The organism is Micromonospora sp. SL4-19, from assembly GCF_047921475.1.
Taxonomy (GTDB): domain Bacteria; phylum Actinomycetota; class Actinomycetes; order Mycobacteriales; family Micromonosporaceae; genus Micromonospora.
Genome location: NZ_JBLROB010000002.1, coordinates 189,372 through 213,607 on the forward strand (window position 1 = coordinate 189,372; position 24,236 = coordinate 213,607).

The 24,236-nt window shown below is 73.7% G+C and carries 18 protein-coding genes and 1 pseudogene; 13 read left to right on the top strand and 6 right to left on the bottom strand.

The features are described from left to right. Positions 1-104: 104 nt before the first annotated feature. The 4 genes from ACNAVT_RS04735 (at position 105) to ispG (ending at position 6,065) form a co-directional block, all read left to right on the top strand. On the top strand, positions 105-2,303 hold the full coding sequence (locus ACNAVT_RS04735) for an acyltransferase family protein (protein WP_416293147.1): 2,199 nt from the start codon (positions 105-107) through the stop codon (positions 2,301-2,303). A gap of 121 nt (positions 2,304-2,424) precedes the next feature. Further along, positions 2,425-3,636, top strand: coding sequence for a 1-deoxy-D-xylulose-5-phosphate reductoisomerase (gene dxr / locus ACNAVT_RS04740; RefSeq protein WP_416293149.1), 1,212 nt, complete (start codon positions 2,425-2,427; stop codon positions 3,634-3,636). Beyond that, the gene (locus ACNAVT_RS04745; RefSeq protein ID WP_416293151.1) at positions 3,636-4,883 is read left to right on the top strand and encodes a M50 family metallopeptidase; all 1,248 of its coding nucleotides are present in this window, start codon (positions 3,636-3,638) and stop codon (positions 4,881-4,883) included. Before dxr ends, ACNAVT_RS04745 begins: the two co-directional genes overlap by 1 nt. Positions 4,884-4,892: 9 nt before the next feature. Next, the gene (gene ispG, locus ACNAVT_RS04750; RefSeq protein ID WP_416293153.1) at positions 4,893-6,065 is read left to right on the top strand and encodes a flavodoxin-dependent (E)-4-hydroxy-3-methylbut-2-enyl-diphosphate synthase; all 1,173 of its coding nucleotides are present in this window, start codon (positions 4,893-4,895) and stop codon (positions 6,063-6,065) included. A gap of 57 nt (positions 6,066-6,122) precedes the next feature. Here ispG and ACNAVT_RS04755 read toward each other — a convergent pair whose 3' ends face one another. Next, complete coding sequence (locus ACNAVT_RS04755; protein ID WP_416293155.1) at positions 6,123-6,806, bottom strand: winged helix-turn-helix transcriptional regulator; 684 nt, start codon at positions 6,804-6,806, stop codon at positions 6,123-6,125. Between the two features lie 129 nt (positions 6,807-6,935). Here ACNAVT_RS04755 and ACNAVT_RS04760 point away from each other — a divergent pair, with 129 nt between their 5' ends. Further along, positions 6,936-7,757, top strand: coding sequence for a class I SAM-dependent methyltransferase (locus tag ACNAVT_RS04760; protein ID WP_416293157.1), 822 nt, complete (start codon positions 6,936-6,938; stop codon positions 7,755-7,757). Between the two features lie 72 nt (positions 7,758-7,829). On the opposite strand, the gene ACNAVT_RS04765 is transcribed toward ACNAVT_RS04760, so the two are convergent. Further along, positions 7,830-8,435 (bottom strand): PadR family transcriptional regulator, encoded by a 606-nt coding sequence (locus ACNAVT_RS04765; RefSeq protein ID WP_416293159.1) that lies wholly within the window; start codon positions 8,433-8,435, stop codon positions 7,830-7,832. A 121-nt stretch (positions 8,436-8,556) separates the two neighbouring features. Between ACNAVT_RS04765 and ACNAVT_RS04770 the strand changes: the two genes are divergently transcribed. From ACNAVT_RS04770 to ACNAVT_RS04795, 6 genes are all read left to right on the top strand, one after another. Continuing rightward, complete coding sequence (locus tag ACNAVT_RS04770) at positions 8,557-9,780, top strand: MFS transporter (protein ID WP_416293161.1); 1,224 nt, start codon at positions 8,557-8,559, stop codon at positions 9,778-9,780. Between the two features lie 90 nt (positions 9,781-9,870). Further along, positions 9,871-10,710, top strand: coding sequence for a GNAT family N-acetyltransferase (locus tag ACNAVT_RS04775; RefSeq protein ID WP_416293163.1), 840 nt, complete (start codon positions 9,871-9,873; stop codon positions 10,708-10,710). Between the two features lie 119 nt (positions 10,711-10,829). Beyond that, positions 10,830-11,579, top strand: coding sequence for an ATP-binding cassette domain-containing protein (locus tag ACNAVT_RS04780; RefSeq protein WP_416293165.1), 750 nt, complete (start codon positions 10,830-10,832; stop codon positions 11,577-11,579). Continuing rightward, positions 11,576-13,726, top strand: coding sequence for a YhgE/Pip family protein (locus ACNAVT_RS04785; RefSeq protein WP_416293167.1), 2,151 nt, complete (start codon positions 11,576-11,578; stop codon positions 13,724-13,726). The genes ACNAVT_RS04780 and ACNAVT_RS04785 overlap by 4 nt, the downstream gene beginning before the upstream one ends. 10 nt (positions 13,727-13,736) lie before the next feature. Then, positions 13,737-14,330, top strand: coding sequence for a TetR/AcrR family transcriptional regulator (locus tag ACNAVT_RS04790; RefSeq protein WP_416293168.1), 594 nt, complete (start codon positions 13,737-13,739; stop codon positions 14,328-14,330). A 102-nt stretch (positions 14,331-14,432) separates the two neighbouring features. Beyond that, a complete protein-coding gene (locus tag ACNAVT_RS04795; RefSeq protein WP_416293169.1) occupies positions 14,433-17,927 on the top strand; it encodes an ATP-binding cassette domain-containing protein in 3,495 nt (1,164 codons plus the stop codon). A 71-nt stretch (positions 17,928-17,998) separates the two neighbouring features. On the opposite strand, the gene ACNAVT_RS04800 is transcribed toward ACNAVT_RS04795, so the two are convergent. The 4 genes and pseudogenes from ACNAVT_RS04800 to ACNAVT_RS04815 form a co-directional block, all read right to left on the bottom strand. Further along, on the bottom strand, positions 17,999-19,066 hold the full coding sequence (locus ACNAVT_RS04800; RefSeq protein WP_416293170.1) for an NADH:flavin oxidoreductase/NADH oxidase: 1,068 nt from the start codon (positions 19,064-19,066) through the stop codon (positions 17,999-18,001). 61 nt (positions 19,067-19,127) lie between these two features. Further along, positions 19,128-20,420 carry a dicarboxylate/amino acid:cation symporter gene (locus tag ACNAVT_RS04805; protein WP_416293576.1) on the bottom strand — a complete coding sequence of 431 codons (1,293 nt, stop codon included), beginning with the start codon at positions 20,418-20,420 and terminating at the stop codon, positions 19,128-19,130. Positions 20,421-20,658: 238 nt separating this feature from the next. Beyond that, on the bottom strand, positions 20,659-21,222 hold the full coding sequence (locus ACNAVT_RS04810) for a DUF998 domain-containing protein (protein WP_416293172.1): 564 nt from the start codon (positions 21,220-21,222) through the stop codon (positions 20,659-20,661). Next, a pseudogene (locus tag ACNAVT_RS04815) lies at positions 21,201-22,237 on the bottom strand (glutathione S-transferase family protein). Before ACNAVT_RS04815 ends, ACNAVT_RS04810 begins: the two are co-directional and overlap by 22 nt. A 109-nt stretch (positions 22,238-22,346) precedes the next feature. Between ACNAVT_RS04815 and pcaF the strand changes: the two are divergent. Both pcaF and ACNAVT_RS04825 read left to right on the top strand, forming a co-directional pair. Then, complete coding sequence (gene pcaF, locus ACNAVT_RS04820; protein WP_416293174.1) at positions 22,347-23,552, top strand: 3-oxoadipyl-CoA thiolase; 1,206 nt, start codon at positions 22,347-22,349, stop codon at positions 23,550-23,552. Between the two features lie 167 nt (positions 23,553-23,719). Further along, positions 23,720-24,220, top strand: a complete 501-nt coding sequence (locus ACNAVT_RS04825; protein WP_416293176.1) for a DUF456 domain-containing protein — start codon at positions 23,720-23,722, stop codon at positions 24,218-24,220. Positions 24,221-24,236: the final 16 nt, after the last annotated feature.

The window sequence follows — 24,236 nt, forward strand, 5'->3', positions numbered from 1 at the left end:
CCGTCGCCGGCGCGTCCGCCCTCGTCCCGGCCCGCCTGCGACGATTGCGGCCGAACTGACGAGCCGCTATCGTTCCGGGCCGGAACCCGACCTTGAGGAACGTGATGACTTCCCCGTCCTTGACGACCGTTGCCGCCCGGGGGAGTTCGGAGGCCGAGACGTCGGACGCGGGGATCTCCCCGGCAGCCGCCGGCGCCGGGGCGGAGACCACATCCGGGCGGGAAAGCGGCGGGCAGCACTCCTCAAGCCGCTTCCGGGGGGACGTCGCCGGGCTTCGCGCCGTGGCCGTCGGGTTGGTGCTGCTCTATCACGCCGGGCTGCCGTTTCTTCCGGGCGGCTTCGTCGGCGTCGACGTCTTCTTCGTGATCTCCGGCTTCCTCATCACCGGGCAGCTCGTCGCCGAGATCGAGCGCACCGGCCGGGTCTCGCTGCTCGGGTTCTACGCGAGGCGGGCCAAGCGGATCCTGCCCGCCGCGACGGTGGTGCTGGCGGCCACGGCCGTGGCGGTTTGGCTGTTCGTCCCCGGCGACCGGTGGGAGGACATCGGCGGCGACATCGCCGCTGCCGCGATCTACGTCGTGAACTGGCGATTCGCCGACCGGGCGGTCGACTACCTGGCTGCGGACATTTTGCCCTCGCCGGTCCAGCACTTCTGGTCGCTCGCCGTGGAGGAGCAGTTCTACCTGATCTGGCCGCTGCTGATCATCCTCGCGATCCTGGTGGCGAGGCGGATCCGGCGGGCCAACGTCCGGCCGGTGCTGTGGGTCGGCCTCGCGGTCCTGGCGGTGCCGTCGTTCGCCTGGTCGATCGTGGCGACCGCGGCCTCGCCGCAGCGCGCGTTCTTCGTCTCCACGACGCGGATGTGGGAGCTCGCGGTCGGTGCCGCCATCGCCTTGATCGGGGTAAACGCCGTGCGCCTGCCACGGGGACTGGCTGTCGTCCTCGGGTGGCTCGGCCTCGCCGCGATCGTGGCCTCCGCGGTGCTGGTGAGCGCGGAGACGGCGTGGCCCGGGTACGCAGCGGCGCTGCCCACGCTCGGTGCCGCCGCGGTGATCACGGCGGGGGCCGCGGCGGGTTCGCGCGGCCCGGTCCTGCTGCTCGGCACCCGCCCCTTCCGCTGGGTCGGCGACCTGTCCTACTCGCTGTACCTGTGGCACTGGCCGATGCTCATGGTGGCGGCCGCGCACTGGAACGGGCTGTCGTTGACCCGTGGCCTGGCGGTGGCGGCCGCCTCGGTGATCCCCGCCTGGATCACCTTCCGGCTCGTCGAGAACCCGCTGCGATACTCGCGGGCGATCTCGACCTCCCCGCGTCTCGCGCTGAGCCTCGGCGGCAACTTCACCCTGGCGGGGATCTGCGCCGGCCTCGCGCTGCTCCTGGTGAACACGTGGGCGGCCGGCCCGACGTCGGGTCGAACCTACGCCCCGGGCGCGGGGCTGCTGGCGGCCGCGTCCGACACCGTGCCGATCGGGCCGGTGCCCGAGTCGTACGACTTCATCACGCCGGACCCTCGGCGGGCAACGAAGGACGTGCCCGACAGCACCCCGGACGGGTGCTTCCAGGACATGGTGTCGGCCGAGCTCATCTGGTGCACCTACGGCAAGCCCGACGGCGCCACCACGGTCGCCCTCGTAGGCGACTCCAAGATGGACCAGTGGCTGCCGGCGTTCCAGGTGCTCGCCGCGGAGAACGACTGGAAGCTGGTGGTCGCCTTCAAGGGCGCCTGTCCGTTCACCACCGCCAGCACCCTCAAGGGCGACGATCCCACGAAGCCGTACCCCGACTGCACGGAGTGGAACAGGACCCTGCTGCAGCGGCTGGTCGCGGAGCGCCCCGACTATGTCGTCACCAACCACGTGTCGGCGCGCGCGATGGACGACGCGGGGCGGGCGTCGGTCGACGGGATGGTCGCGGGCATGCGGTCGGCCTGGAAGACGCTCGACGAGGCCGGCAGCAAGGTGATTGTCCTGGCCAACAATCCCCATCCCGGCGGCAACATGCCGCAGTGCGCCGGCAAGAACCGGGACCACCTCTCCGCCTGCGCGTTCGACCGCAAGCGGCACGAGCAGAACGAGGCCTACCAGACGCAGCGCAAGGCGGTGGCCGGGGTGGCCGAGGTCGAGATGATCGATCTGTTCGACGCCATCTGCCCGACCGAGAAGTGCCCGGTGGTGTTCGGCAACGTCATGGTCTATCGCGGGGGTTCGCATCTCACCGCGACCTACGTCAGGTCCTTGGCCCCCCAGCTCGCGAAGGCGTTGTCGGAGGCTGACGTGCCGGTGCGCTACATCCCGTCGAACTGACCGCCTCGGCGATTCCCCGGCGAGCCGTCCTCCTCGACGAGGAGGCCCCAACTGAGGAACCGGACAAGTGCAAACCGAGGCTCCCAGCAAGCGCCCAGCCGGTCTGAGGAAGAATGTCCGGGTGACGTCTCCCCGCGATCTCGTCCTGCTCGGCTCGACCGGCTCGATCGGCACCCAGGCCATCGACATCGTCCGGCGCAACCCGGACCGGTTCCGGGTGGTGGCGCTCGGCGCCGGCGGTGGCAACGTGGAACTACTCGCCGCGCAGGCCCTCGAACTGGGCGTCGAGGTGGTCGGCGTGGCCAAGGCCTCCGCCGCCCAGGATCTCCAGCTCGCGTTCTACACCGAGGCGAGCCGACGCGGCTGGGCCACCGGCGACTTCAAGCTGCCCAAGATCGTGGCCGGCCCGGACGCGATGACCGAGCTGGCCGGGTGGCCGTGTGACGTGGTGCTCAACGGCGTGGTCGGCTCGCTCGGGCTGGCACCGACGCTGGCCGCGCTGCGCTCCGGTCGTACCCTCGCGCTGGCCAACAAGGAGTCGCTGGTCGCCGGCGGCCCGCTGGTGAAGGCCGCGGTGACGCGGCCGGGGCAGATCGTTCCCGTCGACTCCGAGCATTCGGCGCTGGCGCAGTGCCTGCGCGGCGGCACCCGGGGCGAGGTGCGCCGCCTCGTGGTCACCGCCAGTGGCGGCCCGTTCCGGGGCCGCCGCCGGGACGAGTTGACCGAGGTCACCCCGGAGCAGGCCCTGGCCCACCCCACCTGGAACATGGGGCCCGTGGTCACGATCAACTCCGCCACAATGGTCAACAAGGCCCTGGAGGTGATCGAGGCGCACGAGCTGTTCGACGTCCCGTACGCCGACATCGAGGTGATGGTCCACCCGCAGTCGGTGATCCACTCGATGGTCGAGTTCACCGACGGCTCCACCCTCGCTCAGGCCAGCCCGCCGGACATGCGGCTGCCCATCGCTCTCGGCCTCGGCTGGCCGGACCGGGTGCCCGGGGCCGCCGCCGCGGTCGACTGGACGACGGCCCACACCTGGGAGTTCTTCCCGCTCGACGACGCCGCCTTTCCGGCGGTCGCCCTGGCCAAGGCGGCCGGGGAGGCCGGACGCTGCCGGCCGGCCATCTACAACGCGGCGAACGAGGAGTGCGTGGCGGCGTTCGTGGCCGGGCGGCTGCCGTTCCTCGGCATCGTGGACACCCTGCGGCGTGTGCTGGAGGACGCTCCCGACTTCGACGAACCAGGTACCGTCGAGGACGTGCTCGCCGCCGAGTCGTGGGCACGGGGGCACGCCCAGGAGATCATCGTCGGTTCGGTGGAAGGAGCTTGATGAGTTACCTGCTCGGGGTGGTGCTCTTCGCCGCGGCGATCCTCATCTCGGTGAGCCTGCACGAGGCGGGGCACATGCTCACCGCCAAGGCCTTCGGAATGAAGGTCACCCGCTACTTCGTCGGCTTCGGCCCGACGCTGTGGTCGTTCAGGCGGGGCGAGACCGAGTACGGCATCAAGGGCATTCCGCTCGGCGGCTTCTGCAAGATCGTCGGGATGACCCCGCAGGACGACGACGTCGACCCGGCCGACGAGCCGCGCGCGATGTGGCGGTACCCGGTCTGGAAGCGGACGATCGTGATGTCCGCGGGCTCGATCACCCACTTCATCCTGGCCCTGGTGACGCTCTGGCTCATCGCGGTCACCGCCGGCCTGCCCAACCCGAAGTTCCCGAGCACCGAGGCGCAGTTCCGGGCCGAGCCGGCGGTGATCGGCCTCGCCGACTGCGTGGTGGTGGAGAACGTGAGCCGCCCCTGCCAGGCCGGCGACCCGGCCAGCCCGGCCGTGACCGCCCAGCTCAAGAACGGTGACCGGATCACCGCGGTCAACGGCAAGGCGGTCTCCACCTGGGGCGACATGCTCGACGTGGTCCGCGCCACCAAGCCCGGTCCGGCCACCGTCGGATACGTCCGGGACGGCGTCCCGGACACCGCCACCGTCGACTTCGCCGCCGTGCAGCGCCCGCCGCTGGGCGACCCGAAGGGCGCCACGTCGGCGGTCTCCGCGCTCGGCGTCGCGCTCCGGCCCAGCACGCCCGCCCTGCTGCAGTACGGCCCGGGTGCCGCGTTCGGCGCCACCGCCGACTTCACCGGCAACATGGCGGTGCAGACCGCGCACGCCATGCAGCGGATCCCGCAGAAGGTCCCCGCCCTCTGGACCGCCGTCACCGGTGGCGAGCGCGACATGGACACCCCGATCAGCGTGGTCGGCGCCAGCCGGCTCGGCGGCGAGGCCGTGGAGAACAGCGCCTGGCTGGTGTTCTTCATGCTCTTCGTCTCGCTGAACTTCTTCATCGGGGTGTTCAACCTGCTGCCGCTGCTCCCGCTGGACGGCGGCCACATCGCGATCGCCTGGTTCGAGCGGGTCCGCTCCTGGATCTACGCCCGCCTGCGCCGCCCCGACCCCGGCCGTGTCGACTACCTCAAGCTCATGCCCATCACGTACGCGGTGATCCTGATCGGCGGCGTGTTCACGCTGCTGACCGTCACCGCGGACGTCGTCAACCCGATCACGCTCTTCTCAAGGTGAGTGCCTGAAGTGACCGCTGTCAGTCTCGGGATGCCTCCCGTACCGCCGCCGCCGCTCGCCCCGCGCCGGGCCAGCCGCCAGATCATGGTCGGCTCGGTGCCGGTCGGTGGGGGAGCGCCGGTCTCGGTGCAGTCCATGACCACCACCCTGACCGCCGACGTCAACGCGACGCTCCAGCAGATCGCCGAGCTCACCGCATCGGGCTGTCAGATCGTCCGGGTCGCCGTGCCGTCCCAGGACGACGTGGAGGCGCTGCCCGCGATCGCGAAGAAGTCGCAGATCCCGGTGATCGCCGACATCCACTTCCAGCCGAAGTACGTGTTCGCCGCGATCGACGCCGGCTGCGCCGCGGTCCGGGTGAACCCGGGCAACATCCGCCAGTTCGACGACAAGGTCAAGGAGATCGCCAAGGCGGCCGGTGAGGCCGGTGTGCCGATCCGGATCGGCGTCAACGCCGGCTCGCTGGACAAGCGGCTCCTCGCCAAGTACGGCAAGGCCACCGCCGAGGCGCTGGTCGAGTCGGCGCTCTGGGAGTGCTCGCTCTTCGAGGAGCACGGCTTCCGGGACATCAAGATCTCGGTCAAGCACAACGACCCGGTGGTGATGATCCGGGCGTACCGGCAGCTCGCCGAGAAGTGCGACTACCCGCTGCACCTGGGCGTCACCGAGGCCGGGCCGGCGTTCCAGGGCACCATCAAGTCGGCGGTCGCCTTCGGCGCGCTGCTGGCCGAGGGGATCGGCGACACCATCCGGGTCTCGCTGTCCGCCCCGCCGGTCGAGGAGATCAAGGTGGGCGCCGCGATCCTGGAGTCGCTGGGTCTGCGCGAGCGGGGCCTGGAGATCGTCTCCTGCCCGTCCTGTGGCCGGGCCCAGGTCGATGTCTACAAGCTCGCCGAGGAGGTCACCGCCGGCCTGGAGGGGCTGCCGGTGCCGCTGCGCGTCGCGGTGATGGGCTGCGTGGTGAACGGCCCGGGCGAGGCCCGCGAGGCCGACCTCGGCGTCGCCTCCGGCAACGGCAAGGGGCAGATCTTCGTCAAGGGCCAGGTCATCAAGACCGTGCCCGAGGGGCAGATCGTGGAGACGCTGATCGAGGAGGCGCTGCGCCTCGCCGACGAGATGGGCGCCGAGATCCCCGAGGAGCTCCGCGACCTGGTCCCCGGCGCCACCGTCACCGTGCACTGACCCACCGTTGCGCCGACGTGCGGCCGTCCCCGCCCGGGGGCGGCCGCACGCGTCGTCTCAGACCCGCGCCGGCCGGGGGACGGTGGCGAAGTCGGAGAGGGTGAACCACCCGGGCAGGGCCCGCCGGAGCGTCTCCGGGCCGGCCACCTCCACCGCGCCGCTGCGCAGCGCCTCGGGCCAGCCCAGGTCGCCCAGCCACACCCGCACCAGGGCGCGCAGGTTGGCGGTCACCGTCACGGACACCTCGTGCCCCGGGTCCACGTCGCAGACGTCGGCCTCCCCGGTGGCGATGACCAGCCACCAGGCCCGCAGGCCCGCCGGCACGTCCCGGAAGCGGAAGTGCACGACGGTACGCTCCGCCGGCACGGCGGCGTGGTCGACGTGCCGGTGCATGTCCCAGAGCAGCAGCTTCGGGTCCAGGTCGGCGTCGCCCAGCTCGCCGATCCAGCGCACGCCCCAGACGCCGAGGGCCTCGAGCACCGGCCGCAGCTCCCGGCCCGCCTGGGTGGGGACGTACCGCACGTCGGCGCCGTCGACGTGCCGTTCCACGACGCCGGCCCGGACGAGCTGGTGCAGCCGCCGGGATAGCAGGGTCGGCGACATCCGCGGCAGGCCCCGGCGCAGCTCGTTGAAGCGCTCGGACCCGCTCACCAACTCGCGGATCACGAGCAGCGTCCACCGCTCGTCGAGCAGCTCCATGGCCTTCGCGACGGGGCAGAACTGGTGGTAGGAGGCCCCCATGGTGGGGACGGTACGCCGGGGCCGGCGGCCGGACCAGGAACCTGTCGGGACCGGTACACATCTCGTACTAGGTCGGCCCGCTCCCGCTGCCTACCGTCCGTTGGAGAGGACGACGCAGAGGAGCACGCCATGATCGACGAGATGGAGCGGGACCGGGCCGTGAAGGCCCGGCACCGGCAGATGTGGGCGCTCGGCAGCTACGCCGCGGTCGCCGCGGAGGTCATCCCGGAGCTGGGGGCGACCCTGGTCCGGGCGGCCGGGGTGGGTCCCGGTGACCGGGTGCTGGACGTGGCCGCCGGCACCGGCAACGCGGCCATCCCGGCGGCCCTGGCCGGCGCCGACGTGGTGGCCAGCGACCTGACCCCGGAGCTGCTGGAGATCGGGCAGGCGCTCGCCGCGGAGCGCGGCGCCCGGCTGGAATGGCAACAGGCCGACGCCGAGGCGCTCCCGTACGCCGACGGCGAGTTCGACCGGGTCCTGTCCTGTGTGGGCGTGATGTTCGCGCCCCGGCACCAGGCCGGCGCCGACGAACTGGTCCGCGTCTGCCGGCCGGGCGGCACGATCGGCCTGGTCAGCTGGACCCCCGAGGGGTTCATCGGGCAGATGTTCGCCACCATGAAGCCGTACGCCCCACCGCCACCGCCGGGCGCGCAGCCTCCCCCACTGTGGGGGAGCGAGGACCACGTCCGTGCGCTGCTCGGGGACCGGGTCACCGACGTCGTCACCCGCCGTCAGGCGGTCACGGTGGACCGGTTCGCCAGCCCGGAGACCTTTCGCGACTTCTTCAAGGCCCACTACGGGCCGACGATCGCGGCGTACCGGGCGATCGCCGGTGACCCCGAGCGGGTCGCCGCCCTGGATCAGGACCTCGCCGACCTGGCGCGGCGGCACCTCGAGGCCGGGGCGATGCGGTGGGAGTATCTGCTCGTCACCGCGCGCCGGCGCGGCTGACCGCACTGGCGCCGGCAGGGGTGGTCGGTTCGTGGCCACCCCTGCCGGCACCCAGGTCGTGCGGGCCCGTGCTCACTCGGATTCGGCGAGGATGGCGTACAGCTTGCGGCGGGTTTCGTCGAGCACCTGGGCGGCGCGTTCCCGCTGGTCGTCGGTGCCGGTCATCATCACCTGGCGCAGCGCGTGCATCGCCTGCGCACCCGCGTCGCGGATGTCGTGCCAGCTGTTGACGGTCGTCTCGGCGTACTCGGCCCAGGGCGGGGTCTGCGCCGCTGTGGCCGCCTCGTCACGCCCCTGCTCGGTGAGGGTGAACCGCTTCCGTCCCCCGTCGGAGTCGGCGGCGGCGGCGATGACGCCCTCGTCCTCGAGCAGTTGCAGGGTCGGGTAGATCGAGCCGGGGCTGGGCCGCCAGGCCCCGCCGGTCCGGGAGTCGATCTCCTGGATCATCTCGTAGCCGTGCATCGGTCGCTCGGTGAGCAGGGCCAGCACGGCGCCCCGCACGTTGGGTCGGCGTCCCCGCCCCCGGCCCCGGCCGCCCCGGCCGTGCCCGTGCGCTCCGGGCGGTCCGGGCGGGAACGGCGGGCCGGGCGGGAACGGCGGGCCGGGCGGTACGGGTGGGAAGCCGAAGCCGCGCATCCGCATCTCGTGCATCGCGTGCATCCGTCGGTGGAAACCCATCGGGCTCTCCTTCTGTTCGGGTTATCGCTGATGTATTGACGATATATCGGCAACGCATCGCCGACAACACGAAATCTGGGCGAATCACAAACCGTACGTACGTCTTGCTACGCTCCTCGGCGTGCGCCTGCTTCCCGAACCGGGCCCGGCCCGGACCCTCGCCCTCTCCACCCTGGTCAACACGGTCGGCCGAGGCACCTGGCTGACCGTCAGTGCGCTGTTCCTGACCCGTTCGGTGGGGCTGACCGTGGCGCAGGTGGGCCTCGGTCTCACCGTCACCGCGCTGGTCAGCCTGGTGGCGAGCACCCCGATGGGCTATCTCGCCGACCGGTACGGGCCGCGCGGGATGCAGCTCGCGGCGTTGCTCGCCTCCGCCGCCTGCACCGCCGCCCTGGTGGCCGTCCGGTCCTTCTCGGCGTTCCTGGTGGTCGGCATGCTGATGGCGGTCGCCGACGCGGTCAGCCGGGGCGCCCGGGGTGCACTGATCGCCGGGGCGGTCCCGGCCGACCAGCGGGTCCGGACCCGGGCCTGGCTGCGCGCCGTCACCAACGTGGGGATCTCCGTCGGGGCGGTGGCCGCCGGCTTCGGCATCGCGGCGGACACCCGTACCGGGTACGTCGCGCTGATCCTGCTCGACGCGGTGACCTACCTCGGCGCGGCGGCGATCCTGCTCCGGCTGCCCGCCGTTCCGCCGGTGTCCGCGCCGGCGCACGGCCCGCGCCTGATCGCGCTGCGCGACCGCCCGTTCCTCGCCTTCACCGTGCTGGACGGGCTGATGTCCATGCACTTCGGGCTGCTCAACATCGCCCTGCCGCTCTGGATCGTCGAGCACACCACCGCGCCGGGGTGGCTCGTCTCGGGCTGCATGCTGGTCAACACGGTGATGGTCGTCCTCTTCCAGGTCCGGGCCTCGCGCGGCACGGAGGAACTGGCCGGAGCCGCCCGGGCGGCCCGGCGGGCCGGCGTGGTCATCGCGGCCGCCTGCGTCCTCTTCGCGGCCAGCGGCGGGGTGTCCACCCCGGTCGCCGTCGCGCTGCTGCTGGCCGGGGCCCTGGTGCACGTGGTGGGTGAGCTGTGGCACGCCGCGGCCGGCTGGGGCATCTCCTTCGGCCTCGCCCCCGCCCACGCCCAAGGCCAGTACCAGGGCGCGTACGGGATGGGCATGCAGCTCGGTTCGATGGTGGCGCCGGTGGTGGTGACCACCCTGGCGGTCGGTTGGGGCGTGCCGGGCTGGTTGCTGCTGGGTGTCCTGTTCCTGCTGCTCGGGGCGCTGGTGCCGCCGGTGGTGGCGTGGGCCGGACGGACCCGCCCGGCCGAGGTCGCCGCGCCGGTTGCGGTTGGCTGAGTCGCCGCTCGGCGGCCGGCCCCGCCGATCCCGGCCGGGGTGCTCAGGTCGGCCCGCGCGCCACGGTCCGTATCTGGCAGGCTGGTATCCGTGCTCACGGTGCCGGTACGCCAACTGGGGGAGTCGGAGCGCCGTGCGGTCGAACGGCTGCTCGACCTCGACCCGTTCGCCGGCGCGCAGGTCGCGGAGCGGGTGGCCGCCCGTGGTCTGGCCTGGTGGCGGGCCGAGGGGCGGATCCTGGGCTACGGCGCCCGGCGCAACCTGGAGTCGATCTGCTGGCTGGGCGGCAACCTGACTCCGGTGCTCGCCTCGGAACCGGCGGTGGCGGCCTTCGCCGACCAGTTGAGCACCGAGGAGCGGCTCTGCTCCTCGATCGTCGGGCGGGCCGACGCGGTGCTCGGTCTCTGGGATCGCCTCTCCGCCTACTGGGGGCCGGCCCGGGACGTACGCCCCAACCAGCCCTTGCTGGCCACGGACGCCCTGCCCCCCGTGGCGGCCGACCCGGAGGTCCGCCGGGTGCGCGGCGGTGAGGTCGACCGGCTCTTCCCGGCGGCGGTGGCGATGTACACCGAGGAGGTCGGGGTCTCGCCGCTGGCCGAGGACGGCGGCCGCGGCTATCGGCGGCGGGTGGCCGACCTGGTCCGCACGGGCCGGGCCTACGCCCGGTTCGTGGACGGCAAGGTGATCTTCAAGGCGGAGCTGGCCGTGGTGACCAGGCGGACCGCCCAGGTGCAGGGGGTCTGGGTCGCGCCGGAGTGGCGTGGCCGCGGGATCGCCACCGCGGCGATGGCGGCGGTGGTGCGGGACGCCCTGATCCGGGTCGCCCCGACCGTCAGCCTCTATGTCAACGACTTCAACCTGCCCGCCCGGCGGGTCTACGAGCGCTGCGGCTTCCGCCCGGTCGGCACGCTCGCCACCGTTCTGTTCTGAGCCGCTCCCGGCGGCATGGCCGGAATCACGTCCCGCCGCATTGCGTCGAACCGGACAGCCGTCGTTATGCTGGCCATGTTTTTGTACTGACTGGTCGGTCTAATTTTGTGGATGGGACGATGAAGATCGTCGAGGCCGGCGGACTGGGGCTGCGCACCCGCCGCGGCTGGGTCTACCGGGGTGTCGACCTCACCGCCGAGGCAGGGGAACTGCACGCGATCACCGGCCCGCCCGGCAGCGGGCGTACCTCGCTGCTGCTCGCCCTGGCCGGGCGCTTCCCGCACACCGAGGGAGAGCTGCGCCGCCGGGGACCTGCCGCGCTCGGGCAGGTCGCCGGGGTGCACGAGCCCGACCCGACGCTGACCGTGGCCGAGCACATCCAGGAGCGGCTGCTGCTGCTCGGGCCGGTACCGCGTCGCCGGCGGCAGCTCGTCCCGGTCGCCGCGGTGCGGGCGCGGCGGGCGTACCGCCGGGACGCCTTCGCCGCCGCGATCGCCGGTGCCGGCTTCACCGGGACCCCGCTCGACCCCGACCGGTACGGCCGTGACCTCACCCCCGTCGAACGGCAGATGCTCGGCCTGGTGCTGGCCAGCCTGAGCGGCCCGAACCTGATCGTCGCGGACGACGTGGACGCCGGCTCCGACGCCCCCGAGCGGGAACGGGTATGGACCGCCCTGGGCCGCCTCGCCGACCAGGGATACGCGGTGATCGCCACCGCCCGCGCGGTCGAGCCGGGCACCACGGCGATCGTGCACCGGATCGGCGACCCGGCGCTGCCCACCCGTACCGAGCCGGCCGCGCCCCCGACCGCCACGCTCGCCGCGCCCCGTGCGGCGACCCACGAACAAAACTCCGAGGTGACCGCGTGAGCGTCGTCCGACTCGCGCTGTTCGAGCTGCGCCGGATGACCCGGGGTCGGCTGCCGCGCGCCGCGCTCGCCGTCCTCACCGTCATCCCGCTGCTCTACGGCGCCCTCTACCTCTACGCCTTCTGGGATCCGTACGGGAACCTCGACCGGATCCCGGTCGCCCTGGTCGACGAAGACCGGCCGGCGTCGGCCGGCGACGGCACCGAGGTGCACGCCGGCCGGGACCTCACCGACGAGCTGCTGGCCCGCAAGGTCTTCGGCTGGACGGTGACCGACCAGACCGACGCCACCGAGGGCCTGCGCGACGGCCGCTACCACCTGGTCTTCGCCATCCCGGCGGACTTCTCCGCCGCCCTGGTGGCCGGCCCGGAGCCGGACCAGCCGGCCCGCCGGGGCGAACTGAAGGTGGTCAACGACGACGCCACCAACTACCTCTCCGGGCTGCTCGCCCGCTCCGCCTTCAGCGAGATCCGGGCTGCCGCCGCGGAGAGCACCGCCGCGTCGTACTTCGACAAGATGCTGATCGGCTTCACCGACGCCAAGGCCGAGACGGGCCGGGCCGCCGACGGGGCCGGAAAGCTCCACGACGGGCTCGGCGCGTCGGAGGATGGCGCCGGGAAGCTCGCCGACGGGCTGGGCACCGCCGGGGACGGCGCGGGGCAGCTTGCGAGCGGCCTCGACCAGTCCGTCCAGGGCGCGGACAAGCTGGCCAACGGACTCGACCAGCTCTACGCCGGCGCGGCCCAGCTCGCCGACGGCACCAGCCGCGCGGCCACCGAGACCCGGGCCGCCGCGGCCACGGTGGACGCCGCCGCCGACCGGTACGAGCCGTTGCTCCGGCAGAACGCGGCCGACATTCAGCGCGCCGCCACCGCGGTCGCCGAGGGCGCGCAGGCGCTCGCCGACGGCATCGACGCATTACCGGACCGGGCGGACCAGGTGGTGACCCAGGCGGAGGAGGTCCGCGACCGCCTCGACGCGGTGGTGCGGGCCCACCCCGAGCTGGCCGACGACCCGAGCCTCGTCGCCGCCCGGCAGGCCGCCGACCGGGCGGCCACCACGGCCCGGGCCATCGCCACCACACTCGACCGGACCGACCTGGCCACGCTCAAGAAGAAGATGACCGAGGTCGCGCAGACCGCCCGGGAGGTCGCCGCCGCCGCTCCGCGCCTCGCCGACGACGTCGCCGCCGCCCGCACCAAGGTCGACCAGCTCGCCGCCGGGCTCAGCTCGCTCGCCGACGGCAGCGCCAAGCTCCGCGACGGCCTCGGCGACGCCACGAGCGGCGCCGACCAGCTCCGCGGTGGGCTCTATCGCCTCGCCACCGGCGCCCGCCAGCTCGACGGCGGCCTGGCCCAGCTCAGCGCCGGTAGCGACCGGCTCGCCGACGGACTGACCAAGCTGGAGAGCGGGGCCGGCGACCTGGCGGACGGGCTCGCCGCCGGGGCGAAGAAGCTGCCCGGATACCACGACACGGACAGCCGCTCCGGCATCCTCGGCGACCCGGTCGGCCTGATCCGCTCCGCGCACAACCCGGCCGGGTCGTACGGCGTGGGCTTCGCCCCGTATTTCCTGGCGCTGGCGCTCTGGGTCGGCGCGATGATCACGTACATGCTGCTGCGGCCGGTCAACCGGCGGCACGTGATGTCCGGCGCGCCCGGCCGGCGGGTCGTGCTCGCCGGCTGGCTGCCGGCCGCCGCGATCGGCCTGGCCCAGGCCGGGGTGCTGTTCACCGTGGTCACCCTGGTGCTCGGTCTCGACCCCAGGCACGAGCTGGCGACGCTGGGCCTGCTCTCGCTGGCCTCGCTGGCGTTCACCGCGATCATGCAGCTGCTCGGCGTGGCGCTCGGCCCGGCCGGCCGGCTCGCCGCGCTGGCCCTGCTGATGCTCCAGCTCACCTCCTCCGGCGGCACCTACCCGGTGCAGACCTCGCCCGGTTTCTTCCAGGCGATCCACCCCTGGCTGCCGATGACGTACGTGGTGTCCGGCCTGCGGCACACCATCAACGGCGGCCCGGCCGGACCGGTGGTCACCGGGGCGCTGGTGCTCGTCGGCTTCGGGGTGGGCGCGCTGGCGCTCACCATCGGCGCGGCGCGCCGGTCCCGCCGGCTCACCCCGGCCAAGCTGCACCCCGAACTGACCATGTGAGGATGGGCGAGTGACGGACGGACGGTCGCGCCGGCGGGAGGACACCCGCCAGCGCCTCTTCGTGGCGGCGGTCGAGCTGATCGCCGAGCAGGGCTTCTCCGCCACCACCGTGGACGACATCGCCGCCCGGGCCGGGGTGGCGAAGGGGACCGTCTACTACAACTTCGAGTCCAAGACGGTCCTCTTCGAGGAGCTGCTGCGGCACGGTATCGGCCTGCTCACCGCCGAGTTCCGTGCCGCGGTCGCCGGGCTGCCGCCCCGTGAGGCGCTCGCTGCGCTGGTCCGCGCCGAGCTGGAGTACATCTGCCGCTACCGGGCGTTCGCCCAGCTCCTGCTCTCCGAGATGTGGCGGACCAACCGGGAGTGGCAGCAGACCCTGCGGCTGCTGCGCGGCGAGGCGATCGAGGTGATCGCGGAAACCGTACGGGCCGGCGTGGCCGGCGGCGATCTCCCCGCCGACCTGGACGTCCGGACGGCCAGCTCGGCGCTGTTCGGCGTCGGCCTGGTGGTGGCGGTGGACTGGCTGGTCTTCCAGCCGGACCGGCCGATCGAGGAGGTGCAGGAGTCCCTGCTCGGGATCGTCCGCCGGGTCGCCCAGACCTGAGCCGGGGATGTCTGCCGGCGGCGAAAATGCGTTGAGTTGTCCGGGCCGGACGGGCGAGGCTGGGGGCACCGCCCCCACCGACCCGAGTCCGGAGGACTTTCCATGCGCCTGCTCCGCGATCTCTGGGCCACCGCACCGCGTCGGATGGTGGTCGTCCTCCTGCTCATCCTGCTCGGCGCCGGCGGTCAGGCCGCCGCCTCGGCGCTGGCCGGCCCGGTGCTGGTGCACCGGTCGGTCGGCTGGTTCGCCGCCCTGGCCGTGGCGTTGGTCGCCGCCGTGGTCACCGACCTGGTGATCGGGCTGCTGATGGCCGGCCTCACCGCCGACTGGTCCGCGGACGTGCGGCGACGGCTGTGCCAGGTGGCGCTCGGGCAGGACCTGCCCACCCTGGAGACCACCCCGGTCGGCGAGCTGCTCGACCGGATCGACAACGATGTCTACCAGGTCGCCGCCGAGATGCGGAACACCGGAGTACGGGTCGTCCAGGGGCTCGCCGTCTGCCTGCTCGCCACGGTCAGCGCGCTGTTCGTCTGGTGGCCGGCCGGCGTCGGGATGGTCCTGCTGACCGCCCTGCTCGGCGTGCTGCTGCGCCGCCCCACCGCCCGGATCGCCCCGGCCCGGATGGCCGAGGAGGAGGCCTGGTCCGACCTGGCCGCCGTGATGGAGGAGGCGGTGCACGGGCAGGACGACGTACGCACCAGCCTGGCCCGGCCGTACGTGCTGCGCCTCTACGCCCGCCGGGCCGCCGAGGTGATCGCCCGGGGCGGCCGGGTGTTCCGGATGTCCGCCCGGGTCACCGCCATCGCCGCCGGCGGCATCCGGGGTGGCATCGCGGCCGTGGTCCTCGCCGGGGCGTGGGCGCTCGCCGCCGGCCGGGTGGACGGCGCCCGGCTCACCGCGATCTGGCTGCTCGCCCTCGCCTTCGGCGCGACCGTCGAGCACATCGCCCGCTGGGTGCCGCACCTGCAGTACGCGCTGGGCGCGTGGGCCCGGGTGCAACTGCTCGCCGCCGCCCGGCAGGAACCCGTCGGCGGCGTCGCCCCGGTCGACGGGGACCTGACCGTCCGCGGGCTCACCTTCCGCTACCCCGCCGCCGGGGACGACCGCGGGCCGGCGCTGCGCGACATCCGGCTCACCTTCGCCCGGGGCCGGTCGTACGCCCTGGTCGGGCGGACCGGGTCGGGCAAGTCGACCCTGGCCAAGGTGCTCACCCGGGCGGTGGACCTGCCGAGCGGCACGGTCTTCCTCGGCGACACCGACCTGGCCGACCTGGACGTGGAGGCGCTGCGGCGGTGGATCGCGGTGGTGCCCCAGCGCACCGAGATCCTGGCCGGCACCCTCGCCGAGAACGTCGCCCTCTTCGACCCCGCCCTGCTCGACGACGCCACCCGGGCACTGGAGGAGCTGGGGCTGGCCGGCTGGATCGCCGAACTTCCCGACGGGGTGCACACCAAGCTGGGTGAGGGCGGGCACGTGCTCTCCGCCGGGCAGGAACAGCTCGTGGCGTTCGCCCGGATCCTGGTCCGGGACCCGCACGTGGTGATCCTCGACGAGGCCACCGCCCGGCTCGACCCGGTCACCGAGACCCGGGTACGCCAGGCCACCGAACGGCTGCTCACCGACCGCATCGGCATCGTCATCGCGCACCGGCTCTCCTCGGTGCACCGCTGCGACGAGGTCGTGGTGATGGCCGACGGCGCGGTGCTGGAGGCCGGCCCGCTGCGCGAGTCGGCCCGCTTCGCCGAACTGCTCGCGACCAGCCATGCCAGCGCGTACGCCGGTGCCGGCCGGCACGGCGGGGTGGAGCTGCTGGAGGGGCCGGGCGACGCGTGGGCCGACGAGCCGGTGGAGCCGACCTCCCCGGCCCCCGTCCCGTGCCAGGTCCCCGCGCCGCGGACCGACCCGCCGCCGATGCCCGCCGCGCCGCGCACGCGGACCCTGCGGGAGATCCTGCGGCTGGGCACCAACGACCCGCGGTACGGCCTGGTCTCCGTCGGGCTGTTCATCGTGATGACCCTGCTCGGGCTGGACGGCGCGGTGCTGCCCTGGCTCTGGGCCGAGGTGGTCGGCGGGGGAGACCCGTGGCTGCCGGCACTCGGCATCGTGGCCGCGCTGCTGGTCGTGCTGCCGCTGCCCTACCTGACCAACCTCTGGTTTCCGCAGTGGTGGATCCGGCAGATGCTGCGGATCAGCCAGCGCCTGGTGCACGGGCAGACCGGGGCCCGGCGGGTCAGCGGGCACACCCCCGCCGAGGTGGTGGCCCAGGGCGGCGACACCGAACGGGTGGTGCAGCTCGCCGACAACCTGATGGACCAGTTCATCTCGCTGGCCATCGTGATCACCATGACGCTGGTGACCGGCAGCTTCGTACCCGCGCTGTTCTTCGCCGGGACGATGGTGGTCTCCGGGCTGGCCGCGACGCTGTTCGCGCCCCGGCTCGAACGCACCGCCGGCGGCACCGTCAAGGCCCGGGCCGCCTTCGCCACCGCGCTGGTCTCCTCGCTCTCCGCCGCCCGTACGGTGAAGCTCGCCGGCGCCACCCGACCGGTGCTGGACCACCTCGCGAAGCTGGACACCGTCCGTAGCGACCGGCAGCGGCGGGAGATCGCCATGCAGGTGTGGGCGCGGTCCACCCCGTCGCTGGCCAGCGGGCTGCTGCCGATCGGGGCATGGGCGCTCTATCTGGCCGGTGGGCTCTCCGCCGGGGCCACCCTGGTGGCGGTCTCCACGCTCGGCGCGGCCCGCTGGTTCGCCTGGACCACCGCGTCGCTGGTCTCGCACTACCCGTCGGCGCGGGTGTGGACCCGGCGGACCGTGGCGATGACCGGGGTCGCCACGTATTCGGCGGAGGTCCCCGGGGTGGACCTGGCCACCGGGGCGGCCCCGGCGCCGGAGCCGCCGCCGCGGCACCCGCTGCGAAGGTTGGAGCTGGCCGGGTTCGGCGCGCTGCACTCCGACGGCGTCCTCGCCGTCCGGGACGTCGACCTCGCCGTCGACCGGGGACAGCTGGTGCTGGTGGTCGGGCCGGTCGGCGCCGGCAAGTCCTCGCTGCTGCGGGCGCTCGCCGGGATCGTCCACCACACCGGGACGCTGCGCTGGAACGGCGAACCGGTCAGCGAGCCGGAACTGTTCCTCCGCCCCAACCAGGTCGGCTACGTCGGGCAGCTGCCCCGGGTGCTCTCCGGGACGGTGGCCGACAACATCGCGCTCGGGCACCAGGTCGACGCGGCCGGCGCGGTGTCGACCGCCCAGCTCGACCACGACCTGGCCGCCGCCGGGGGTGGGCTCGGGCTGCTCATCGGGCACAAGGGCACCCGGCTCTCCGGCGGGCAGCTCCAGCGGCTGGCGCTGGCCCGGGCGCTGGCGCCGCGTACCGAGCTGCTGGTCGCCGACGACGTGTCGTCCGCGCTGGACGTCACCACCGAACTGGCGCTCTGGGCGGCACTGCGCGAGCACGGGGTGACGGTGGTCGGGTCGACCTCCAAGCGGGCCGCGCTGGTCCGGGCGGACCACGTGGTGGTGCTGGTCGACGGGGCGGTGGCGGCCCAGGGGCCCTGGCGCGACCTGGAGGATCGCTGGGGGCACCTGGCGGGCTGACCGGCTCCGGATGCGCGACGTGGCGGTGTCCCGAACGCGGGGACCCGCCACGTCGCGGAAACGGGTCGAGGTCAGAAGGCGCGGACGTACTGGTTCGGCCAGTGGGGTTCGGCGCCGAGCTTGGCGGCGGCGCGGCGCGGCCAGTACGGGTCGCGCAACAGCTCCCGGCCGAGCAGCACCAGGTCGGCCTCGCCGCCGGCGACGATCTGCTCGGCCTGCTCCGGCTCGACGATCAGGCCGACCGCGCCGGTCAACACGCCCGTGTCGCGGCGGATCCGCGCGGCCAGGGGCACCTGGTAGCCGGGGCCGACCGGGATGCTCGCCGCGGCCGAGGCGCCGCCGGAGGAGGCGTCCACCAGGTCCACGCCGGCGGCGGTCAGCTCGCCGGCGAGCACCACGCTGTCCTCGACGGTCCAGCCGCCGGCCACCCAGTCGGTGGCGGAGATCCGGGTCAGCACGGGCACCGACTCGCCGACCGCGGCGCGGACCGCCCGGGCCACCTCCAGGGCGAGCCGCATCCGGCCGGCCCGGTCGCCACCGTAGGCGTCGGTGCGGTGGTTGGTCAGCGGGGAGAGGAACTCGTGCAGCAGGTAGCCGTGCGCGGCGTGGATCTCCACCGCGCCGAAGCCGGCGTCGAGCGCCCGCCCGGCGGCGGTGGCGAACGCCTCGATCAGCGCGGCGATCCCGGCCTCGTCCAGTGCGGTCGGCCGCCGGTAGTCCGGCAGGAACGGCTCGCTGCCGGGGCCGACGGGCGTCCAGCCGCCCTCGGCGTCCGGTACGCCGCCCCGGTGCTCGGCCCACGGCCGGAAGGTCGACGCCTTGAATCCGGCATGCGCGAGCTGCACGGCCGGCACCGCGCCCTGTGCGGCGACGAACGCGGTGATCGGCCGCCACGCGTCGACGTGCGCGCCTGACCAGAGCCCGGTGTCCTGCGGGCTGATCCGCCCCTCGGGGACCACCGCGGTGGCCTCGGTGATGACCAGCCCGGCCCCGCCGACCGCGCGGGAGCCGAGGTGGACGTGGTGCCAGTCGGTGGGCAGGCCGTCCGGGCCGGCGCTGTACTGGCACATCGGGGCGAGGGCGATCCGGTTGGGCAGGGTGACGCCGCGCAGGGTGAGCGGGGTGAACAGGGCACTCATGTCGTGATCCTCCAACGACACGGAGAGGGGCCCCGGGTGGGGCCCCTCTCGATCAGGTGGGTCAGGCGGGGACGGGGGCGAGCCGCTCCGCAGGGCGCTCGGCCTCGTCCGCGTCCACCAGGTCGCGCTTGCCGGCCGAGTCGTACGCGGCCCGGTCGAGGGTGCCCTCGCGGGCGGCGACGATGGTCGGGACGAGGGCCTGGCCGGCCACGTTGGTGGCGGTGCGGATCATGTCCAGGATCGGGTCGATCGCCAGCAGCAGGCCGACGCCGGCCAGCGGCAGGCCCAGCGTGCTCAGGGTCAGGGTGAGCATCACGATCGCGCCGGTCAGGCCGGCCGTGGCGGCCGAGCCGACCACCGAGACGAAGGCGATCAGCAGGTAGTCGGTGACGCCCAGGTGCACCCCGAAGACCTGGGCGACGAAGATCGCCGCCAGGGCCGGGTAGATGGCGGCGCAGCCGTCCATCTTCGTGGTGGCGCCGAACGGCACGGCGAAGGAGGCGTACTCGCGGGGGACGCCGAGCCGCTCGACCGAGCGCTGGGTCACCGGCATGGTGCCCACCGAGGAGCGGGAGACGAAGGCCAGCTCGATGGCCGGCCAGGCGCCGGCGAAGAAGCGCAGCGGGTTGAGCCGGCCCGCGGCCACCAGCAGCAGCGGGTAGACCACGAAGAGCACGATCGCGCAGCCGACGTAGACGGCGGTGGTGAACTTGGCGAGCGGGGCCAGCAGGTCCCAGCCGTACGAGGCGACGGCGTTGCCGATCAGGCCGAGTGTGCCGATCGGGGCGAGCCGGATGACCCACCAGAGCGCCTTCTGCACGATGGCCAGCAGCGAGCGGTTGAGCGCCACGAACGGCTCGGCGGCCTCGCCGATCAGCATCGCGGCGGCGCCCACCACCAGGGCGAGGAAGACGATCTGGAGGACGTTGCCCTCCACGAACGCGCCGACCGGGTTGGTCGGCACGATGCCGGTGAGGAAGTCGGTCCAGGAGCCGGTCTTCTTCGGCGCGGCGGCGCCGGCCAGGTCGAGTGTCACGCCGCGACCCGGGTTGGTGAGCAGGCCGAGGCCGATGCCGAGGCTCACCGCGATCAGCGCGGTGATGCCGAACCAGAGCAGCGTCTTCAGCGCCAGCCGGGCGGCGTTGGCCACGCCGCGCAGGCTGACCACGCTGACCACGATGGCGGTGAAGACCAGCGGCGGCACGGCCAGCTTGAGGAGCTGGACGAACAGGTGGCCGACGGTGTCGAGGGTGCTGGTCAGCCAGGCGACGTCGTTGGCGCGGGCGAGGAAGCCGAGCGCCACGCCGAGCACGAGGCCGAGCAGGATCTGCAGGGAAAAGGGGATCTTGCGCAGGGCGGAAGCCATGAGGATGCGTCCAAGGTCTGGTGGAGGGAACGGGGCAGCGTCAGGAGAGTGGCTGCGCCGGACAGATGCCGCTGGCCTGCCGTCGGAGGTCGACGTACAGGCGCACGGTGAGGTTCCAGACGTTGGTCATCGCCCGCTGACGATACGCCCAGCGGGTTCACAGGTGGAAGGACTGATAGGCGTGACGATCCTTACAGGCACGGTTCATGGCACGGTGACCCGTTCGTCACGATCGTCGACGCAGGCCCAGGCTGGCCGCCGTGGCCACGCCCCAGGCGGCGGCCACCGCCAGCAGCAGCCGCTCCAGCACCCCCACCAGGCTGCCGCGCCCCACGATCAGCATGGCCAGCCCGATCGCCGCGGCGAGCGGCAGCGCCAGCGCCGCACCGACCCTGGCGACCCGGCGTAGCTGCCGGTCGGCCGCCGGGGAGACGGCCAGGACCAGCATCGCGAAGACCACCGCGGCGGTGCCCGCCACGCTCGCCCCGCCATGCACCAGGTCTGCCACGGTGGTCGCCTCGAACGGCGGCAGCGGGCAGCCGTCGCTGCAGGTCACCGCACCGGAGAGCACCGTGCAGCCACCGGCGACGGCGAGCAGCGCCGCCGCCGCCTCCAGCGCCGGGAGCAGCGCCGCCGCGAGCAGCAGCAGCCCCGCCGCAAGCGCGAACACCCCGATCCGGTACGCCCCGGCGTACCCGCTGTCGGTCACGCCGGCCTCGCTGACGTACCCGGTCAAACCCGGACCGGGACCGGCGACCACGGCGACCGTCACCGCGACCGCGCCGGCCACGACGCAGCCGGCGGCGGCGGATGCGGCGACGGCCCGGGCGACGCCGGGATCAGCCACGCCCGTGCGGCGTGGTCCAGCCCGAGAGGTCCGGACCCAGCGGCACGATCCGGGTTGGATTGATCATCTCGTGGGTGGCGTAGTAGTGCCGCTTGATGTGGTCGAAGTCCACCGTCTCCCCGAAGCCCGGGGTCTGGAACAGGTCCCGGGCGTACGCCCAGAGCACCGGCATCTCGGTGAGCTTCTGCCGGTTGCACTTGAAGTGCCCGTGGTACGCCACGTCGAAGCGGACCAGCGTGGTGAACAGCCGCACGTCGGCCTCGGTGATCTGGTCGCCCATGAGGTAGCGGCGCCCGGCCAGCCGCTCCGACAGCGCGTCCAGCCGAGCGAAGAGCGCGGTGTACGCCTCGTCGTACGCCTGCTGCGAGGTGGCGAAGCCGCACCGGTAGACCCCGTTGTTGACGTCCCGGTGGATCTCCGCCATCAGCGCGTCCATCTCCGGGCGCAGCTCGACGGGGTAGAGGTCCGGCGCGCCGGGCTTGTGGAACCGCCGCCATTCGGTGATCAGGTCCAGGGTGAGCTGCGGATAGTCGTTGGTCACCACCCGCCCCGTGCGGGTGTCGACCAGGGCCGGCACGGTCACCCGCCCGGAGTAGTCCGGGTCGGTCGCCAGGTACGCCTCGGACAGGAAGCTGATCCCCAGCTCCGGGTCGAAGCCGTCCTGGTCGAGGGTGAACCGCCAGCCCCGCTCGTCCCGGATCGGGTCGACCGTGCCCAGCGAGATCACGTCCTCCAGCCCGAGTAGGGTGCGCACGATCCGGGCCCGGTGGGCCCACGGGCAGGCCCGGCACCAGATCAACCGGTACCGGCCGGCCTCCAGCGGCCAACGGTCCTGCTCGTCGGGGCCGCCGCCCTCCGGCGAGGTCGAGTGCGGGGTGACCCGACCGGTGAACCGGTTGGGCTGGCGGACGAACGCGCCGCTGCCGGCGGTCTCTGCGCTGAACTGGGCCCGGGCCATGCCGCCAACCTATCCGTTCCGGGCGCGGATATCCTGGCGCCGGACGACCCCGGGACCCCGGGCGACGCACCCCCGCCAGCCCCTTCCCACCCCCGAAGGACGCAGCACGATGACCGTGGCATACCTCGTGGCCGGAGTCCGCACCCCGATCGGCCGCTACGCCGGCGCCCTCGCCGGGGTACGCCCCGACGACCTGGCCGCGCACGTGATCCGCGAGCTGGTCGCCCGCCACCCGGCCGTGGACTGGGCCCGCACCGACGACGTGATCCTCGGCTGCGCCAACCAGGCCGGCGAGGACAACCGCAACGTGGCCCGGATGGCGGCGCTGCTCGGCGGGCTGCCCGAGGAGGTGCCCGGCAGCACGGTCAACCGGCTCTGCGGCTCCGGCCTGGACGCCCTCGCCACCGCCGCCCGCTCCATCGTCGCCGGGGAGGCCGACCTGGTGGTCGCCGGCGGGGTGGAGAGCATGAGCCGGGCGCCGTTCGTGATGCCGAAGGCGACCACCGCGTTCGCCCGCACCGCGGAGGTGTACGACACCACCATCGGCTGGCGGCTGGTCAACCCCCTGATGAAGAAGGGCTGGGGGATCGACTCGATGCCGGAGACGGCGGAGAACGTCGCCGCCGAGTACGGCGTCGACCGCGCGGCGCAGGACGAGTTCGCGTTCCGCTCGCAGCAGCGCGCCGCCAAGGCCCAGGCCGACGGCCGGCTGGCCGAGGAGATCGTGCCGGTCACCGTGCCGGCCGGCAAGCGCGAGACGAAGCTGGTCGACGTCGACGAGCACCCCCGGGAGACCTCGCTGGAGAAGCTCGCCGCGCTGCCCACCCCGTTCCGGGAGGGCGGCACGGTGACCGCCGGCAACTCCTCCGGCGTCAACGACGGCGCGGTGGCCCTGCTGGTCGCCTCCGAGGCGGCCGTCGCGCGGTACGACCTCACGCCGCTCGCCCGGGTGACCGGCGCGGCGGCGGCCGGCGTACCGCCGCGGATCATGGGCGTCGGCCCGGTCCCGGCCACCCGCAAGCTGCTCGACCGGTACGGCCTCGGCCTGGCCGACCTCGACGTGATCGAGCTGAACGAGGCGTTCGCCGCCCAGTCCGTGGCGGTGCTGCGCGAGCTGGGGCTGCCCGAGGACGCCGAGCACGTCAACCCGAACGGCGGCGCGATCGCCCTCGGCCACCCGCTCGGCGCCAGCGGTGCCCGGCTGGCGCTGACCGCCGCGCTGGAGCTGCGCCGCCGGGGCGGCCGGCGGGCCCTCGCCACCATGTGCATCGGCGTCGGCCAGGGCATCTCGCTGCTGCTGGAGTCGGCCGGCTGACCTCGGGGCGGTCCGCCGGTCCCGGTGGGCCGCCGGCCTCGGTGGGCCGCCGGCCTCGGTGGTCCGCCGGCCGGCCGTCCGAAGTGGATTCCCCGCATCCGGGCGCCTGCGCATAGAGTGGCGAGGAGAGCAGATCCCCGCCGGCTGGCCGGCCGGGAGGAGGCGACATGAGCCCGGGCGACACCCAGGCGCTGGTCTCGGTGGTGGCCGGCCTGGCGATCCTGGCCGGGCTGGCCGGGGTGGTGGTGCCCGGGCTCCCGGCGCTGCCGCTGTGCTGGGGCGGGGTGCTGGTCTGGGCGCTCTTCGGCGGCGCCGGCCCCGGCCGCTGGGCGGTGCTCGCCGCCGCCACCGTGGTCGCCGTCGGCGGCGAGGTCGTCAAGTACCTGTGGCCGGGGCGCAACCTGAAGCGGGCCGGGGTGCCCACCTCGTCGCTGCTGGCCGGGGCCGCGCTCGGGCTGATCGGGTTCTTCGTCATCCCGGTGGTCGGGCTGGTGCTCGGGTTCGTCGCCGGGGTGTGGGGCGCGGAACGGCTGCGGCTCGGGGGCAACCGTCTCGCCTGGCCCGCCACGGTCCAGGCGCTGAAGGCGGTGGGGCTGTCCATTCTGGTCGAGCTCCTGGCCGGCCTGGTGATCGCCGCGCTCTGGGTCGCCGGCCTGCTGGTCGCCTGAGCAGGCGTGCGGGCGG